The sequence below is a fragment of the Salinicola salarius genome (assembly GCF_002179555.1).
GTDB classification, from domain to species: domain Bacteria; phylum Pseudomonadota; class Gammaproteobacteria; order Pseudomonadales; family Halomonadaceae; genus Salinicola; species Salinicola salarius_A.
In genome coordinates, this window is the sequence record NZ_NHOU01000002.1 from 342,901 (window position 1) to 360,140 (window position 17,240).

Here is a 17,240-nt window from a genome sequence, read left to right on the forward strand (position 1 = left end):
GCGACCGTTCTGCGCAGCATATCCCCGCGCTCGCTCCATCCGCCGACCGAAAGCGAATCCCAGTGTTCCGATTGCGTCACGCCGACTGTCCCCTGTGCGACAGTCCTTGCCCCCTCGAAAGCCCTATTGACCGACGCGGATCCGTTCTTTATATAGAACGTTCGATATATAGAACGACGTGAACCGCAAAGACCATGGACGAGATTTCACTGGAAACCCTGGGGCGACATCTTCAGGCGCTCCGTCAGGCGCGCGGACTTTCCCTGTCCCAGCTCGCCGGCCAGGCGGCGATTGCCAAGTCGAATCTGTCGCGCCTCGAACAGGGCAATGGCAACCCCACCATCGACACGCTGTGGCGCCTGGCGAAGCGGCTCGGGGTACCGTTCGGCACCCTGGTGGCGCCCGTCGCGACACCGGTGGAGGAGAATGGGGTTAGCGTGCGCTTGATCGAGCAGAGTCATCACCAGCGTCATGATGAGCCGGCAGTGGATGTCTACCTGATGCGCTGCGCGCCCCACACCTGCCGACGCGCCGAGGGCCACGCCTCCGGAACGAGGGAAACGCTCCAGGTGATCGAAGGGTGGATAGCCGCCGGCCCCACGGGAGCGGAGCGCCAGCTCGCTGCCGGCGAGCTCTTCACCTTCCGTGCCGATCGCCCTCATGACTATCGCACCAGCGACGTCGCAGCGACGCTGCTGGTCACTATCGTTTACGCCAAGGAAGACGAATCGAATGGCTGACACCGAACACTCGCGCCGGCCCCGTGGCTGGCTGATCGGCATCCGTGAGGCGATTCCACTGCTGGGCGGCTATATTCCGGTGGCGATCTCGTTCGGGCTGATCTCCACCCAGGCCGGTTTCAGCACCGCTGAAACGATGGCGATTTCGACGCTGATCTATGCCGGCGCCTCGCAGTTCCTGTTCGTCGGCATGGCCGCCAGCGGCTCGCCGCTGTGGCTGACCGTGGCGATGACGCTGCTGATCAACGTGCGCCACGTCGTCTACGCCCCCAACATCGCGCCCTGGCTACCCAGGAGCCGCTGGTGGCCGTGGCTGATGCACGGCCTGACCGACCAGGTCTTCGCCCTCGCCCACAGCCGGCTGCCGCAGTTGCCGGAATCCCAGCGCGTCGGCTGGTTCTTCGGCGCCGCAATGCTGGCCTGGCTCAGCTGGATTGCCGGTTCCCTGCTGGGCGCCGTCGGCGGCGAATGGTTGACCAGCCGCTGGCCGTTGCTCGGCGAGGTCATGCCTTTCGCGCTCCCGGCGCTGTTTCTGGTGTTGATCGTGCCGCGTTTCACCTCGCGCCGCTGGGCTGCCGCATTGAGCGTCAGCGTCGCCGCGGCGCTCGTCTGCACGCTGGTCGGGTTGACCAATATCGGCATCCCGCTGGCCGCAGCCTGCGGTGCGCTCTGCTTCTACATGATTCGTCTGCCGGAAACGGCCGGAACGGACAAGGGAACGACTAAAGAGGGGCGTCCATCATGAGCCTCGAACTCTGGATCGGCATGATCGTGGCCGCACTGGGCACCTATCTGATCCGGCTGCTGCCACTGCTCTGGATGCAGAAGCGTCTGACGCGCAGCGAGGCGGATGGCCCCGTCGACGCCCTGCCCAAGTGGCTGGTGATCCTGGGGCCGATGATGATCGCCGCGGTACTCGGCGTATCACTGGTGCCGCGCACGCCGGATGCCGCCGGTTGGCTCGCGACCGTCATCGGACTGGGAGTGACGCTGGCGATCTGGCGGCGAACCCGCTCGCTCGGCTGGCCGGTGGTGGGTGGTGTACTGACTTTCGGGGTGGTGGTGATCGTGGCGCGCTCACTGATGTGAACCATATCCCCAAGGGCTGTTGCCGTTTCATGCCCCAGAAGCTGTTGCCGTTTCATGCACGGCCGCGCCGGTGGTCATGGCGCGCCACGATCGCCGATATCGTGATGCGGCGTCTATGGCGAGGCATCGTCGGTAGAAAGGCGACCCAGCCATTCGCTGGCGGCATTCGCGGCCAGCGGTCGCGACAGCCAGTAGCCCTGAACGATCTTGCAACCTTTCGCGCGCAGGAAATCGGCCTGGGCGTCGGTTTCCGCCCCTTCGGCGATCACGTCTAGCCCCAGCGCGTTGGCCATGGCGAGGATCGCGCCGACAAGCTCGCCATCTTTGTAACTGTCAGGCAGTTGCCGGACGAAGCTGGCGTCGATCTTGAGTGTACTGATCGGCAACTGGCGCAGATAGGCCAGCGACGAATAACCGGTGCCGAAGTCGTCGATCAGCAGGAGAATGCCGCGGTCCCGCAGTCGCTGCAACATTCGATGCGTCGTCTCGGAATTCGGCAGCACGGCGCTTTCGGTCAGTTCCAGCTCTAGCAGCTCCGGCGGCAGCGCATAACGCGCCAGACACTTTTCGACGTCATCGACGAAGCGGCGATCGCTGAGCTGCAGCGCCGAGACGTTGACCGCTACCGGCACGCGTGCCAGGTGTCGCCAGGCATGAAGCTGGGCACAGACGCGATCCAATACCCAGCGACCGATACGATCGATCATGCCGAGCTTCTCGGCCAGCGGAATGAATTGCTGCGGTGACACGACACCCAGTTCAGGGTCGTTCCAGCGCAGCAACGCCTCGAAGCCGACCAGGCGTTTGTCTTCCAGCGCCGCCTGGGGCTGATAGACCACCTCTAGCGCATCGTTGTCGAGCGCCCGGCGCAGGCTCTGCTCCAGCGTCAGCGCCCGCTGGTCGTGCTCCCCCATGTCCGATTGGTAGAAGCACCACTGGTTGCGGCCCGCCTCCTTGGCACGCGACATCGCGGTGTTGGCATGCTTGAGCAGAATTTCAGCGCTCTCGCCGTCTTCGGGGTAGAGACCGATGCCGATACTGGCCGACACGCTGAGCGTGTGGCCGAGCACTTCGATCGGACGGCAGAGGCTTTCCAGCAGCCGCGCCGCCTGGGCTTCGAGCGCGTCGGGATGCGCTATCTCGTGAATGAGTACGGCGAACTCGTCACCGCCGAGGCGTGCCACCGACTCGCCGTCATCGGCCAAAGCCTGCAGGCGCGTGGCGATGGTAGAGATCACCCGGTCGCCGGCATGGTGGCCGAGGGTATCGTTGATGCGCTTGAACAGGTCGAGATCGAGAAACAGCACTGCCATGCAGTGGCCGCGCTCACGAGCGTTGGCCTGCGCCTGCTCGAGCCGGCTCAAGAACAGCCGCCGGTTGGCCAGGCCGGTCAGGTCGTCGAAGTTGGCCAGCCGGTGAAGCTTTGCCTCCCGCCGCTTGCGATCGGAGATATCACTGAAAATCGCCACGAACTGCTGGATCTGGCCCTCGTCGTCGCGGATTGCGGTAATGGTGAGCCATTCGGGATAGGTCTCGCCGTCCTTGCGCTGGTTCCAGATCTCGCCCTGCCAGTAGTCCCGCTCCAGCACGGTGCTCCACATGTCGCAATAGAATGCCTTGGTCTGACGCCCGGAGCTCAACATGCTGGGGCGATTGCCGACGGCTTCCTCCGCGCTGTAACCGGTCACCACGGTGAAACTGGGATTGACCGACTGAATGACGCCGCGAGCATCGGTGATCATGATGCTGTCCATCGAGGCATTGATGACCCGGTGAGCAAGACGCAGGTGCTCCGCGGAGGCACGCAGGGCTTTGTCCCGCGCTTTCAGCGTCTCCTTGAGCTGCAGCGCGATCTCGTGTTCGAAGCCGGCCATGATGTCGGCGAACGATAGCAGGCCACGCAACTCGCCCTGCTCGTCGAGCACGCCGAGATGGCGAAACGCCTGCTCTCGCAGCAGCTCCAGGGCCTGCGCCAGCGCCATGCCCTGCGGCCTGGCCAGCAGGGTCGAACTCCCTGCCTCGCCCAGGCAGCAGCTCATGCGTCCGCCCGCCAGCCATGCCACCATGTCGTGCTCGGTGAAAATGCCCAGCGCACCGTTGCCGTGGTCGATCACCGCCGCGTCGGCGTTCGCTTCACGCATGCGGATCACGGCCTGTTCCAGGGGCAGTGAAGCCGCCAGCACCAGCGGCGAATGGGAAACGATCGAGCCGATGTCGCGTATCGCCAGGTAGTGTTCAACACCCTGGCTCCGGACGATATCTGCCTGGGTGATCATGCCGAGCGGGCGCCCCTCGCCGTCTTCCACCAGCAGGCGGCGCAAGCGTCGGCGCTTCATCAGCAAGACAGCCTCGTCGAGCCCGGCCTCGTGGGCAATACGTACCACCGGGCTGCTCATCGATTGCGCGATCGGCGCGTCGAGCAGGTCGGGATCGGAGAAGTCGAGACGGCGGACGTCGCCTTCGCTCCAGATGCCGCAGATATCATCGTCCTGCGTCACCAATACAGAGCTCGCCCTGGCGGCATGCATGCGCTGAATGGCATCGCCAAGGGTTGCCGATACGTCACAGGTCAGCAGCCCGCCACTGGCCAGTTCCGCGATGCTGGGTTCATGGGCCATCTCTTCTGGGGAATGTCTCGTCACGCTATAACCATGCTTAATGATCAAATGAGCAATCGCTCCGGAAACCTCGCCCATCGAGGCGAGGGAAGCGCCTGTTGCTGGTCTATTGCCACCGTTTTCTATCGATATCGTGCTATCGCCAACGTTCTATTGATATCGTTCTACCGCCAACGTTCTATCGCCATTTTTCTATCGCTGCCCTGGCCGAGCCATACCCGAAGATCATGGCGGCGTCGGTGCGGTCAGCAGAATATCGACCCGGCGATTGGAAGCTCGCCCCGCCGAAGTCGCGTTACTGGCCGCCGGACGCGTATCGCCATAGCCGATCGCGCGCAGGCGCGAAGCATCGACGCCCTGCCCCACCAGGTACCGCACCACGGCGATCGCCCGCGCTGCCGACAGATCCCAGTTGGAAGGGAACTGCGGCGCCAGCAACTGCTGCATTGCGCGGTTCTGCATGAGATTTTCTCTCCTGCGCCGGGGCAGGCCGCGGCGTCAGTGGCAGGCATCCCGTCACCGGGAATGGCATCGGCCGCTGCGCGAACGGCGATTGGCTACCTGACGCCTGGCTTGGCAGAAACGGGAGGCGGGATCGAGTCGACGCCCTCCCCCATAAGAACGGCCAAAATCAGGGGAAATTTACATTCCTTAATATATTTTGACTATTTTTTTCATCCTTTACAGGAGCACGCTTCTCGCCCGCGCCGAATCGTCGCCGGCCGGTCAGGAAGACATCACGCCATGTTCGGCTGGGAAAAGGCTCGGAAAGAGGGACGTGCTGAAGATCGAGGTCGGGCGCCACAGTAACCATCAGGCACACGCGAGGTGCGCCCGATATCACGGTCACGAGCGAAGGCGCGAGGAGAGAAACACGAGAGAAGAACGATTCCGCCCATGCCGCGGATCGCGTGGGCAAGTCAGCAAAAGACCGATGGAGGGCGAGCACGGATGTATCCGGCATGGCCGGCAAGATAACCTCGGCGGATTCGCCGGGCCGGCCGTGTCACAGATGCCAGGAGGCCGTCACCCTAGCGCGACGCTGGCGTAGGTTGGCTCCCCCCGGGCATGGCTCAACGCGACACTCGCGCTGCTGGAGGGCGTCGGTGATGCGTCGCCCGTCGGCATGACCGCCGGTTCCAACCGCCGAATCTTCAGCGTCTCGCCGCGATCCTCGCGCGGTGGCGTGCCGAAGAACTCTCGGTAGCACTTCGAGAAATGCGGCGTGGAAACGAAGCCACAGGCGGAGGCGATCTCGATGATCGGCAACGGCGTCTGCTTGAGCAGCTGCCGGGCCCGCGTCAGCCGCAATTTGAGATAGTAGCGCGATGGCGAACAGTGTAGGTGGCGCTGGAACAGGCGTTCCAGCTGACGCCGGGAGACATCGACATAGCTGGCCAGTTCGTCGAGCTCGATCGGCTCCTCGATATTGGCTTCCATCAATGCCACGATCTCGAGAAGCTTCGGCTGCGTGGTGCCCAGCACATGCTTGAGCGGCACCCGCTGCTGATCCTCCTCGCCACGGACCCGCTCGTAGATGAACATCTCGGAGATGGCCGCCGACAGGTCCCGACCGTGATCGCGCCCGATCAGGTTGAGCATCATGTCCAGCGGCGCGGTGCCGCCCGAAGCCGTGAAGCGATCGCGATCGATCGAGAACAATCGCGTGCTCCAGGCCGTGCGCGGGTACGCTTCCTGAATCGCGGCCAGGCACTCCCAATGAATGCTGGCATCGTAGCCGTTCAGCAGGCCGGCCTGGGCCAGAGCCCAGCTGCCGGTGCACACCGAGCCGACCCGTCGTAGCTGGCGCTGGCGGCTCTGCAGCCAGGTCAGCAGCGCCGGCGTTACCGAGCGCTGTGGCGCGACACCCCCGCAGACCACCAGCCAGTCGAGCCTCAACGGTGAGTGAGCGCTGGCATCCGGCGTGACCTGCATACCGTCGCTCGCCCGCACCGGCGCCCCGTCCATGGTCATCACGTACCAGCGGTACAGCTCGCGGCCGGCAAGCTGATTGGCCATGCGCAGCGGCTCGATGGCCGACGCCAGCGAGATCAGGGTGAAATCTTCCAGCAACAGGAAGCCGAGTGTCTGTGGCTCCGGCACGGCACCTTCGGGAGCGGCGCCTCGAGGGGGATGGATTGCCATTTCACGTCTCCTCCAAGGATGTATCGGTGATTATTGTTATTGCGGTTTCCCTGGCGCCTGTCGGTCCCGGTGCGTGGCGAGGCACGCCGGCGAGCGACCATGACGAAGATCTCGAGCGGCTTTCCTGAAGCCTTTTCGGTCTCGTTTCGACTGTAAGCCCTGTGAAGTCGGGACGCATGCGTTTTTATCCATCCGCGACAGACACAACGTCATTAGATAGCTCGATGTCGTTTTCAGAACAGATTGACGCCTTCGCGCCCTCGAAATGCCGACGATATATTCTGCTTACCGGTCAGGCCCCAGCGCCGGCGCCGCCGATGCCTCGATTTCTCTGACGCGCTGTCGATCCTCCTCCAGCACAAGCCCCTGATCGAATCGCTTGATCACCCGCATCATGTGTTCGCGGGCAATACGCTTGATACGGTCGTCGCCCACCGCGGCCAGGGCCTTCAACGCCTTCTGCAGCCGGATGCCGATCTCGACCGTGCTGGCGCCATCGCGGGCGATGGGAGTGAAGAAGTCGTCGAACAGATCAGCGCCATCGAGCGCCTCGACGTAGACATGGCGCACCGGCTGAGGCTTCTCCTCGACGCTGCCGGCGGCGTGCCGCAACCAGGGGGTGAACACTCTCACCCCGCAGCCGATGACGTCGATGGCCGTCCCGGGATCGTTGATGCCCGGGGAGAGCGCGCGGGAAGCCACCTCCGACAGCACGATGACGCCGAAGCGCGGGTCCTGTTCGAAGCGTCGCGCCGGCCCGACGGTGAAGGCGCTCGCGATCTTCTCGGCACGCTCGTCGTCCAGTCTTGGCGTCAGGGCCAGCACCGCCAGGGTATCGACGAAGGTGCCCGGCAGCGCCTGGACGTAGATCGAATCCTCCGCATCCTCCGCCAGCGAATCGAGCAACGGCATATCGATGTGCTGCACGTAACCCACCTTGCTCGCCCGCACCGGCACCAGATCCGGTGGCAGCGTCGCCGGCATCGCCTGACCGCCCAGGTAGGGGTTTTCCATGCGCCTCTCGAACGCGCCACGGGCAGCGGTTTCTATCTTGCCGATGGTGTCGCGGACCCGTCCCAGGCGAGTGAGATAGCCGGCCCACTTGATGAGCTGGTAGACCACCAGCACGATGACCACGAGGGTCGCGGCGAACAAGAGCGTACGGCCGTCTTCATCGTAGATGCCGGCCGCCAGCGCGACGATGCCGACCAGACTGAACAGAAAGGCGCCGATGAAGGTCGCCAGGGTGTTCTGCGTGACCCGGTCCTCGATCAGCAAAAGCGTCGCCCGCGGGCTGACGTTGCTGGTCGCCGAACCGTAGGAAGTGACCATGGCGCTCAACGAGAAGGTCGTCACCGCCAGCATGCTCGAGGCAATGATATTGAGGATGCTGTCCACCGCACTCGACCCGACGCTGACCACCGCAGGTACGTCCAGCCAGGGCGTGGCGATCCAGGCGATCAACGCCGTGACGACGCCCGCGAGCGAATAGAGTGCCGCGCGATACCACAGCGAACGATGCATCCGTCGCCACATCCATTGAAACCGCCCTGTCATCTCGCCTCCTGTCCACGAACCGAATCACGCCAAGTCTACGTCAAACGGGCCATCGGCGACCCTTTTGCCGAGGCTGGTCTATTCTGATCTCGAACCTGTTCCGCCACTGACGGCGAACGACATCGACCGGTTTCGGCAAAAGGAGCTTGCCATGACCACGACCTCCCCCCGGCGGGCGACCCGTCACCGCTGCGGCAAGGGCTTCACCTATCGCCTGCAGAACGGCAAGACGATGACCGACAAGGCCTGGCGCGACTGGATCGGCTCGCTGGCCATTCCGCCCGCCTGGCGTGACGTCGAGATCGTGCTCGACAAGCGTCACCATATCCATGCGACCGGTCGCGACGCTGCCGGTCGCAAGCAGTACATCTACAACGCCGATTGGCGCGAGAAGCGCGAGGTACTCAAGTTCGATCGGATGATCGAATTCGCGCAGCGTCTCACGCCCATGCGCCGGACGACCGGCCAGCATCTCGCGCTCGACGGCATGCCACGGGAGAAAGTGCTCGCCTGCATGGTGCGACTGATCGATGGCGCCTATTTTCGCCCCGGCAGCGAACGCTATCGTGAGGAGAACCACTCCTACGGCCTGACCACCATGCGTTCGAAACACCTGACCATCGACGGTGACGAGCTGATTTTCGACTACAAGGGCAAGAGCGGGCAGCAGCAGCACCGCGTGGTGGAAGACGAGCGTCTGGCGAAGATCGTCGCCGAGCTCGACGACATTCCCGGCTACGAGATCTTCAAGTACTTCGACGCAGTCGGCCACAAAGTCCGGGTCGACAGTCATGATCTCAACGACTACATCCACGAGGTCATGGGCGAGCGCTTCAGTGCCAAGGATTTTCGTACCTGGGCCGGCACCTCGATCGCCGCATTGGCGCTGGAGGAGGTCGGCCCGGGCGAGAACGACAAGATCAGCCAGAAGAACGTTCGCCAGGCCGTCGAACGGGTCGCCAGGACGCTGGGCAACACGCCGAGCATCGCCAAGGCGAGCTACATCGATCCGCGTGTCGTGGAGTGCTATCTCGACGGACGCACGCTGGATCATTTCCGCAAGCTGGTGGAAACCGAACTGGAACAGGATGACGAGCTGACCGGACCGGACGAGCGCGCGATCCTCAATCTGCTGCAGAACCGGCTCGAGGCGAAGCGCTGACGGCGACGGCGACGGCGACGGCGACGGCAACGGCGGGCACGACTTATCGGCAATCGACGCCGGCACGTCGGCGATGCTAAAAGGAAGGTTTGTCCATCAAGCTCTGTTCATAAAGATAAGGAAGCGCCATGAACCCAGCCGAACCTGCTATCGATACCGTCGTCTACGCCGCCAACGCAGGCGACGGAACCATCGGCAGCTATCGCCTGGATCGCCAGACAGAACGGCTGATCCCGCTGGCCACGACAGAGGCGGCCGAAAACGTCATGCCGTTGGCCATCAGCCCCGACAAGCAGACGCTCTACGCCGCCATCCGCAGCGATCCGCTACGGGTGCTGAGCTATCGCATCGAAGCGGGTACCGGCGCCCTGACCCCGCTCGGCAGCGGCGCGCTCTATGGCAGCATGGCCTATATCGCGACCGATCGCTCCGGACGTTACCTGCTGGCAGCCTCCTACGGCGGCAATCTCGTCAGCGTCAGCCCCATCGATGACAACGGTGTCGCCGGCGATGCCACGCAGACATTGGAAACCGGCAGCCGCGCCCATGCGATCCTGTCCACGCCGGACAATCGCCATGTCTTCGCCACCAACCTGGGCGACGACCGGCTGGCCCAGTTCCATTTCGCCGATGGCGCCCTCGTCCCCAATGACCCGCCCGCGGCCAGGACGGCCGATGGCACCGGCCCGCGTCATTTCGTGTTCTCGCCCAGCGGTCGGTTCGTCTATGTCCTGGGGGAATTCAGCGCTACCGTCACGACCTTCGAACTCGATGCTCAGGATGGAACCCTGACCCAGATCGCCGTCTGCGAAGGGCTTCCCGAAGGGATGAACCTGGCGCCTGGCATGCCGCGGGAAGAGATCCCCGCCGGCGACGAGACGCCTCGCATCTGGGCGGCCGATCTGCACATCACCCCGGACGGCCGTCATCTGTACCTTTCCGAGCGCACCAGCAGCACGCTGAGCACGCTGCGGGCCAATCCGGATTCCGGCGAGCTGCATTTCGTTGGCAACCAGCCCACCGTCGAGCAGCCCCGCGGCTTCGAGGTCGACCCTACCGGCCGCTATCTGGTGGCCGCTGGTGAACTGAGCGATCACCTGGCGCTCTATCGCATAGAGCCGACCAGCGGCGAACTGGTTCACGTCAGCGACGCGCCGACCGGCAACAAGACCAATTGGGTGGAGATCGTGTCGCTCCGCTAGCCGCGATGATCGGACCGGCCGCGTGAATGCGTTGGTCACGTGGCGCTGGTATACTCTGGCGCGACCGCAGGTTGTCGACAACTTTCGATCGTCGATGCCGCGACCGAGTTCAGATCGCGATGGCGACCTTCATCAGGGTCTCGAAGGCCGCCATCGTGGTGCATCGCGCTCCACGGATCGAATCGTTCCCCTCGGTCCGCACAGGGAGCGCGACGCGCATTCGCGTTTCCGTAAGCGCTCGACACTTCGTGCCATTGCCAAAGAGAGGTTAACGAATAGACATGTCCAATACGCCGAAGATCATCTACACCCTGACTGACGAAGCGCCTGCCCTGGCCACCTACTCTCTGCTGCCGATCATCGAAGCCTTCACCGGTACTGCCGGCATCACGGTCGAGACTCGCGATATTTCCCTGGCCGCTCGAGTCCTGGCGCAGTTCCCGGACCTGCTCAATGACGAGCAGCGCGTCAGCGACGATCTGGCCGAGCTGGGCCAGCTGGCCACGACGCCGGAAGCCAACATCATCAAGCTGCCCAACATCAGCGCTTCCGGACCCCAGCTCAAGGCCACGATCAAGGAGCTGCAGAGCCAGGGCTATCCCCTGCCGGACTACCCGGACGAGCCGAAGAACGACGAAGAGAAAGCGATCAAGGCCAGCTACGACAAGGCCAAGGGCAGCGCGGTCAACCCGGTACTGCGTGAGGGTAACTCCGATCGTCGTGCCCCGAAGTCGGTCAAGAACTACGCCCGCAAGTATCCGCACCGCATGGGCGAGTGGAGCAGCGAATCGCAGTCTCACGTCGCCCACATGAGCGAAGGCGACTTCTACGGTAGCGAGCAGTCCGCCGTGATCGCCAAGGCCGGCAAGCTCAAGATCGAGCTGCAACAGAAAGACGGCACCCATATCACGCTGAAAGATGGCCTCGCCGTCAAGGAAAGCGAAGTCGTCGATGCTGCATGCATGAGCAGCCGCCGCCTGCGCAATTTCATCGACAGTGAAATCAAGGACGCCAAGAAACGCAACGTGCTGTTCTCGCTGCACCTGAAGGCGACCATGATGAAGGTCTCCGATCCGATCATGTTCGGCATCGTGGTCGAAGAGTTCTACAAGGACGTGCTCGAGAAGCACGCTGACGCGCTCAAGCTCGCGGGCTTCAATCCCAACAGCGGTATCGGCGATCTCTACAGCGCCATCGAGTCGCTGCCGAGCGAACAGCGCGACGCGATCACGAGCGACATCGAAGCGCTTTACAAAGAGCGCCCGCCGATGGCGATGGTCAACTCCCACAAGGGCATCACCAACCTGCACGTGCCCAGCGACGTGATCATCGACGCTTCCATGCCGGCGATGATTCGCGACTCCGGCAAGATGTGGGGCGCCGACGACCAGCTGCATGACGCCAAGGCGGTGATCCCGGACCGCTGCTACGCCACGATCTACCAGACGGTGATCGAGGACTGCAGGAAGAACGGTGCCTTCGACCCGACCACCATGGGCAGCGTGCCCAACGTCGGCCTGATGGCACAGAAGGCCGAAGAGTACGGTTCCCACGACAAGACGTTCCAGATTCCGGCAGACGGCACCGTCGTCGTCACCGACGAGAACGGCCAGACACTGTTCAGCCATGACGTCGAAGCCGGCGACATCTGGCGCATGTGCCAGACCAAGGACGCACCGATCAAGGACTGGGTCAAGCTGGCCGTCAGCCGAGCCCGCGAAAGCGGCGCACCGGCCATCTTCTGGCTCGACGCCAACCGCGCCCACGATGCCAAGCTGATCGAGAAGGTCGAGACCTACCTCAAGGATCACGACACCAGCGGTCTGGACATCCGCATCCTGGCGCCGGTAGAAGCGATGAAGGTCTCGCTGGAGCGCATCCGCAAGGGCGAGGACACCATCTCGGTGACCGGCAACGTGCTGCGCGACTACCTGACCGACCTGTTCCCGATCATGGAGCTCGGCACCAGCGCCAAGATGCTCTCCATCGTGCCGCTGATGAACGGCGGCGGCCTGTTCGAGACCGGTGCCGGCGGCTCCGCGCCCAAGCACGTCCAGCAGTTCCTGGAAGAGAACCACCTGCGTTGGGACTCGCTGGGTGAATTCCTGGCGCTGGCAGCCTCGCTCGAGCACCTCGGCAGCACCTTCGACAACGCTCGCGCCAAGATCCTGTCGGCCACGCTGGACAAGGCCAATGGCGAATTCCTCGACAGCGACAAGTCGCCCAAGCGTAAGGTCGGCGAGCTCGACAACCGCGGCAGCCACTTCTACCTGGCGCTCTACTGGGCGAAGGAACTGGCCGCGCAAACCGAGGACAGCGAGTTGAAGTCGCTGTTCGAAGAGATCGCCAGGACGCTGAGCGACAACGAGAAGACGATCGTCGACGAGCTCAATGCCGTGCAAGGCAAGCCGGTGGACATCAAGGGCTACTTCCACCCCAACGGCGAGCTGGTCAGCGAAGCCATGCGTCCCAGCAAGACGCTCAACGCCGCGCTGAACAAGCTCTACCAGGCGTCCTGATCGATCGACCGGCCCGGTATCGCCGAGCCGGTCATCGACCTGCCCTGCGCCGATAGCGGCGATACTGAAAAGAAGCGGGCCCGTGCCAATGGCACGGGCCCGTTTTCTTTGTGCTGCATGAAGTCCGTGCATCGAACGGACTTGTCTGTCAGGCGTTCTTGTCGAAAGCGCTTGTCGAGCGTTCCCGTTGAAAACTCTTGCCGAACGAGCCCGTTGGTCGGACAGGCTCGTTCAATGAAGCGAATCGGCGATCAGCTCGTGGCCAGGGCGCCGGTCGGCTTGCCATCCTTGAAGGTCGGCACTTCCGGCTCGTCGACGGCGAAGATGCCACCGCTCAGGCGGCGTACACGCTTCATGAACAGCGCGATGCAGATCAACGTACCGATGGCAGCCACGACGTAACTCATCTGCAGCGACAGGCCGAAACCGATCGGCGCATAGGCGAGATAGGTAAAGGTCGCCATGGTCATGAACGTCGCCGGAATCGACGTGATCAGATGCGGTTTACGCGCCAGCACCAGATACATGGTCGCAACCCACAGCGCGATGACGGCCGTGGTCTGGTTGGCCCAGGAGAAGTAGCGCCACAGCAGCGTGAAGTCCATGTGCGTCAGTCCGTAGGAGACCACGAACAGCGGTGCGGCAATGAAGATGCGCTTGACGATGGGGCGCTGATCGATCTTCAGATAATCGGCAATGATCATGCGCGCACTACGGAATGCCGTGTCGCCGGAAGTGATCGGCAGCACGATCACGCCGAGAACCGCCAGCGTACCGCCAATGGCGCCCAGCATGGTGGTGGAAACTTCACTGACCACTGCCGCCGGGCCACCGGCCGCCAGCACGTCCGACAGCGACTGGTCACCATGGAAAAGACTCATGGCGGCTGCCGCCCAGATCATCGCGATGACGCCTTCGGTGATCATCATGCCGTAGAAGATCTTGCGGCCATTGCCTTCGTTCTCGGTCGTCCGCGAAATGATCGGCGTCTGGGTAGCGTGGAAGCCCGAAAGCGCCCCGCAGGAGATGGTCAAAAACAGCAGCGGGAAGATCGGAGCCCCTTGCGGATGCATGTTCTGGAACGACAGCTCGGGGATCGGTGCGCCAGTGAAGATCATGCCGAGCCCGATGCCCAGTGCGCTGAATAGCAGCAGCGCACCGAAATAGGGATAGATACGCCCGATCACCTTGTCGATCGGCAGCAACGTCGCCACCAGATAGTAGGCAAAAATCACCATTGTGATCAGCGTGATCGACAGCGGCGTCATGTTGGCCAGCAGTGCCGCGGGAGACGTCACGAAGACCGTACCCACCAGCAGCAGCAACAGGATGGCAAAGCCGTTGACGACATGCTTCATGATCTTGCCCAGGAACTTGCCGGCCAGTTGCGGCAGATGCGCACCGTGATTGCGGATCGAGATCATGCCCGTCAGATAGTCGTGCACGGCGCCGGCGAAAATACAGCCGATCACGATCCAGACGAAGGCCACTGGGCCATAGAGCGCGCCGAGGATAGGACCGAAAATCGGTCCCACACCGGCGATGTTGAGCAGCTGAATCAGCGAGTTGCGCGTCGTGTTCATCGGCACGTAGTCGATGTTGTCGCGCATGGTGAACGCGGGCGTGCGACGCTTGCGGTCGGTCACGAACACCCGTTCCACGAATTTTCCGTACGTGAAGTAGCCCACTATCAAAAGCAGGATCGATGCAATGAATGTAATCATCTAGGGCCCCTGGAGCAGAGAGGACGCCTTGTGGGCATCCGGCAGGTACTTTTATCGGTACGTTTGGCGAACCAATAGCGGTCGCAGTCTGGCTATCCGCGTCAATTTACGAAGAAGGCTAAGTAATGACATCTAGACTTTAGTGGCAGAGCCACACTTCGCGGTGCTTGCCTGGCTTCGCATCGTCCCGCATGCTGAAGACCCTCCAATGGCACGGTTCGTCCTGCTTCGATGATCAAGACCCTCTTCTCGCTACCCTCGTTGGCCTCGGTATCCCGCTCGGCCGCCTTGTGCTTTCTGGTAGGCAGCATGGCGTCGACTCTGATCGCAGCACCCGCGGTCGCGGCGACACCACCAGTTTCCCCCGACCTGCTGGCCCGCGCCGACACGGTGTCTCGACCCACCGCGACATCGCTCGAGCGTCTCGCGCCGGATGCGGACCCGGATGTCATCGCCCTCGGGCTTGCGACCATGCAGTGCGCGCAGCGCCATGGCGTGGGCGAAACCGCACAGCGCCTCGCGGTCATCGATTACAGCCGTTCTTCGCTGACACCGCGTCTATGGGTTTTCGACCTGAAGCACGACAAGCTTTTGTATCGGGAAGTCGTGGCTCACGGCCAGGGCTCGGGCGGCGATATTCCGGATCGATTCTCCAATCAGGAAGGCTCGCATGCCTCGAGCCTGGGGCTGTTCGTCACTCGCCAGACCTATGAAGGCAAGAACGGCTACTCGCTGCGTCTGGATGGACTGGAACCCGGCTTCAACGATGCCGCCATGAGTCGCGCCATCGTGATACACGGCGCCGATTACGTCGATCCTGAGAGCGGCGAACGCCAGGGCGGGCTGGGGCGAAGCTGGGGCTGCCCTGCCCTGCGCCCGGATGTCGCTGGTGACGTCATCGACGTTCTCAAGGAAGGCCAGTTCGTCTTCTCCTATTACCCCGAGCGGGAGTGGCTGATGCATTCCGCGCTGGCGCAATGCGCTCAGGCCCGTATCGACGATCGCGAAAGCCCTGACGACGCTCTCCTCAGCTCGCGTTGACCAGGCAGGCTAGCGCCGGCGGGTTGCCAGACCGACTCGCGCGTACGACATTGAGAAAGAGAAGGCCAATCGGGGAGCCAGCATGTCGCGTCTTGGAACCATACTGCTACTGACCGCCGCCCTGCTGTTCTCGTCAACGAGCTTCGCGGTGCCCTTCTGGGGCGAAAAGCAATCCAGCCCCGTCGATACACCGGTGGATCATCTCTCACCGGGGGCCTGGATCTGGGGCGGCGACGACAAGCGCGGCGGACCGCTGGCCGTCATCGTCAGCCTGACCGAACAGCGCGCCTATGTTTATCGCAACGGCATCTTGATCGGGGTGACCACGATCAGCAGCGGTCGCGAGGGCTACGAAACGCCGACCGGGGTCTTTACCGTGCTGCAGAAAGACAAGGACCACCGCTCCAACCTCTACGGCAATGCGCCGATGCCTTATCAGCAGCGCCTGACCTGGGACGGCGTGGCGCTGCACGCCGGCGGCCTGCCGGGTTATCCCGAATCCCACGGCTGTATCCATCTGCCGAGCGAATTTGCACGCCTGCTGTTCGATGCTTCCAATATCGGCATGACCGTTGTCGTGGCACAGGAGGGCCAGGCGCCCGTCTCGGTCGTTCATCCGGGCCCGTTGAGCCCCATCGATGCCGACACCGGTGCCGATATCGATATGCCGATGCTGACCAGTGGCAGCAGCTGGCGATGGGTCATGGATCCGCCCACCCAAGGCCCGGTTTCCATGGTATTGAGCCGCAGCGATCGCATGATCGTGGTCTATCGCAACGGCGTCGAGATCGGACGCTCGCGCGTCGAGCTCGGTCGACCGGACATCATGACGGGTACCCGCGCCTATATCGTCGAAGGGCATTTCCAGCCCCCAAACCCGCGGCAACTCTCTCGGGAAGGCGACGAAGCACATCCGCGCACGCCCCCCATGCCGACGTGGATTGCGATTGGCGTACCGGGCTACGAAGCCGGCCAGGCGGTGCCGGCCGACATCGTCAATCAGGTGACCGTGCCGGAGGGCTTCAAAAGAAAGGTGCTGCCCCTGCTGGAACCGGGCACCGTGCTGGTCGCCACCGATGCTCATCTCACCGCCGAAAGCAGTGGCGAGTCACTGCGCGTCATCGACAGCGTCGGCCCTCGCAGCTGGCTGGACGATGTCGCAACGCAGCGCCATGTCGGGACGGACCGCTAGGGCCTTCGAGACCGATCGTAATGCGTCATGTCGTGCGACATTTATCCACTATGACATTCCTCGCGGATGGCATATGTTGATAGTCGCAAAGCGAGTCGGAGAGCCGCAGCGCGGTGACGACCAGAGACCAGGCGTTCCCCGAGCGCTTCCATTCGATGCTGTCACAACCGAGAGGTGCCCATGTTCAAGTCGCTGCTGGTTCCTATCGATGGTTCCGAGGACGTAACTATTCAGGTGGCTGCGGATGGCAT

The 17,240-nt window shown here is 63.1% G+C and carries 13 protein-coding genes; 8 read left to right on the forward strand and 5 right to left on the reverse strand.

The window, feature by feature from the left end; translation table 11 throughout:
- Positions 1 to 194: 194 nt before the first annotated feature.
- The 3 genes from CCD76_RS03215 to CCD76_RS03225 are packed head-to-tail and all read left to right on the forward strand — an operon-like array spanning position 195 to position 1,829.
- Positions 195 to 740, forward strand: a complete 546-nt coding sequence (locus CCD76_RS03215; RefSeq protein WP_087718083.1) for a helix-turn-helix domain-containing protein — start codon at positions 195 to 197, stop codon at positions 738 to 740.
- Positions 733 to 1,485, forward strand: coding sequence for an AzlC family ABC transporter permease (locus tag CCD76_RS03220; RefSeq protein WP_087718084.1), 753 nt, complete (start codon positions 733 to 735; stop codon positions 1,483 to 1,485). The genes CCD76_RS03215 and CCD76_RS03220 overlap by 8 nt, the downstream gene beginning before the upstream one ends.
- Positions 1,482 to 1,829: an AzlD domain-containing protein gene (locus CCD76_RS03225; protein ID WP_087718085.1), complete on the forward strand. Its 348-nt coding sequence runs from the start codon at positions 1,482 to 1,484 to the stop codon at positions 1,827 to 1,829. The genes CCD76_RS03220 and CCD76_RS03225 overlap by 4 nt, the downstream gene beginning before the upstream one ends.
- 113 nt (positions 1,830 to 1,942) lie before the next feature.
- Here CCD76_RS03225 and CCD76_RS03230 read toward each other — a convergent pair whose 3' ends face one another.
- The 4 genes from CCD76_RS03230 to CCD76_RS03245 form a co-directional block, all read right to left on the reverse strand.
- Positions 1,943 to 4,471, reverse strand: coding sequence for an EAL domain-containing protein (locus tag CCD76_RS03230; protein ID WP_218776950.1), 2,529 nt, complete (start codon positions 4,469 to 4,471; stop codon positions 1,943 to 1,945).
- 201 nt (positions 4,472 to 4,672) lie between these two features.
- On the reverse strand, positions 4,673 to 4,909 hold the full coding sequence (locus tag CCD76_RS03235; RefSeq protein ID WP_087718087.1) for an OmpA/MotB family protein: 237 nt from the start codon (positions 4,907 to 4,909) through the stop codon (positions 4,673 to 4,675).
- Positions 4,910 to 5,473: 564 nt separating this feature from the next.
- The gene (locus CCD76_RS03240) at positions 5,474 to 6,592 is read right to left on the reverse strand and encodes a GlxA family transcriptional regulator (RefSeq protein ID WP_087718088.1); all 1,119 of its coding nucleotides are present in this window, start codon (positions 6,590 to 6,592) and stop codon (positions 5,474 to 5,476) included.
- A 285-nt stretch (positions 6,593 to 6,877) separates the two neighbouring features.
- On the reverse strand, positions 6,878 to 8,149 hold the full coding sequence (locus CCD76_RS03245; protein ID WP_087718089.1) for a DUF2254 domain-containing protein: 1,272 nt from the start codon (positions 8,147 to 8,149) through the stop codon (positions 6,878 to 6,880).
- A gap of 151 nt (positions 8,150 to 8,300) precedes the next feature.
- On the opposite strand from CCD76_RS03245, the gene CCD76_RS03250 reads away from it, so the two are divergent.
- From CCD76_RS03250 to CCD76_RS03260, 3 genes are all read left to right on the forward strand, one after another.
- Positions 8,301 to 9,311: a DNA topoisomerase IB gene (locus CCD76_RS03250; RefSeq protein WP_087718090.1), complete on the forward strand. Its 1,011-nt coding sequence runs from the start codon at positions 8,301 to 8,303 to the stop codon at positions 9,309 to 9,311.
- Between the two features lie 128 nt (positions 9,312 to 9,439).
- Positions 9,440 to 10,513: a lactonase family protein gene (locus CCD76_RS03255; protein ID WP_087718091.1), complete on the forward strand. Its 1,074-nt coding sequence runs from the start codon at positions 9,440 to 9,442 to the stop codon at positions 10,511 to 10,513.
- 281 nt (positions 10,514 to 10,794) lie between these two features.
- The gene (locus CCD76_RS03260; protein ID WP_087718092.1) at positions 10,795 to 13,032 is read left to right on the forward strand and encodes an NADP-dependent isocitrate dehydrogenase; all 2,238 of its coding nucleotides are present in this window, start codon (positions 10,795 to 10,797) and stop codon (positions 13,030 to 13,032) included.
- A gap of 251 nt (positions 13,033 to 13,283) precedes the next feature.
- On the opposite strand, the gene CCD76_RS03265 is transcribed toward CCD76_RS03260, so the two are convergent.
- A complete protein-coding gene (locus CCD76_RS03265; protein WP_087718093.1) occupies positions 13,284 to 14,756 on the reverse strand; it encodes a carbon starvation CstA family protein in 1,473 nt (490 codons plus the stop codon).
- 231 nt (positions 14,757 to 14,987) lie between these two features.
- Between CCD76_RS03265 and CCD76_RS03270 the strand changes: the two genes are divergently transcribed.
- Both CCD76_RS03270 and CCD76_RS03275 read left to right on the forward strand, forming a co-directional pair.
- Positions 14,988 to 15,797: a murein L,D-transpeptidase catalytic domain family protein gene (locus tag CCD76_RS03270; RefSeq protein WP_256961067.1), complete on the forward strand. Its 810-nt coding sequence runs from the start codon at positions 14,988 to 14,990 to the stop codon at positions 15,795 to 15,797.
- An 82-nt stretch (positions 15,798 to 15,879) separates the two neighbouring features.
- Entirely contained in the window at positions 15,880 to 16,989 is a 1,110-nt protein-coding gene (locus CCD76_RS03275) for a L,D-transpeptidase (RefSeq protein ID WP_087718094.1), read from the forward strand.
- Positions 16,990 to 17,240: the final 251 nt, after the last annotated feature.

Coding starts and splice junctions, on each gene's coding strand:
- CCD76_RS03220 (WP_087718084.1), top strand. CDS start 733: ATGGCTGACACCGAACACTCGCGCCGGCCCCGTGGCTGGCTGATCGGC.
- CCD76_RS03265 (WP_087718093.1), bottom strand. CDS start 14,756: ATGATTACATTCATTGCATCGATCCTGCTTTTGATAGTGGGCTACTTC.
- CCD76_RS03275 (WP_087718094.1), top strand. CDS start 15,880: ATGTCGCGTCTTGGAACCATACTGCTACTGACCGCCGCCCTGCTGTTC.
- CCD76_RS03240 (WP_087718088.1), bottom strand. CDS start 6,592: ATGGCAATCCATCCCCCTCGAGGCGCCGCTCCCGAAGGTGCCGTGCCG.
- CCD76_RS03250 (WP_087718090.1), top strand. CDS start 8,301: ATGACCACGACCTCCCCCCGGCGGGCGACCCGTCACCGCTGCGGCAAG.
- CCD76_RS03235 (WP_087718087.1), bottom strand. CDS start 4,909: ATGCAGAACCGCGCAATGCAGCAGTTGCTGGCGCCGCAGTTCCCTTCC.
- CCD76_RS03260 (WP_087718092.1), top strand. CDS start 10,795: ATGTCCAATACGCCGAAGATCATCTACACCCTGACTGACGAAGCGCCT.
- CCD76_RS03225 (WP_087718085.1), top strand. CDS start 1,482: ATGAGCCTCGAACTCTGGATCGGCATGATCGTGGCCGCACTGGGCACC.
- CCD76_RS03215 (WP_087718083.1), top strand. CDS start 195: ATGGACGAGATTTCACTGGAAACCCTGGGGCGACATCTTCAGGCGCTC.
- CCD76_RS03245 (WP_087718089.1), bottom strand. CDS start 8,149: ATGACAGGGCGGTTTCAATGGATGTGGCGACGGATGCATCGTTCGCTG.
- CCD76_RS03270 (WP_256961067.1), top strand. CDS start 14,988: ATGATCAAGACCCTCTTCTCGCTACCCTCGTTGGCCTCGGTATCCCGC.
- CCD76_RS03255 (WP_087718091.1), top strand. CDS start 9,440: ATGAACCCAGCCGAACCTGCTATCGATACCGTCGTCTACGCCGCCAAC.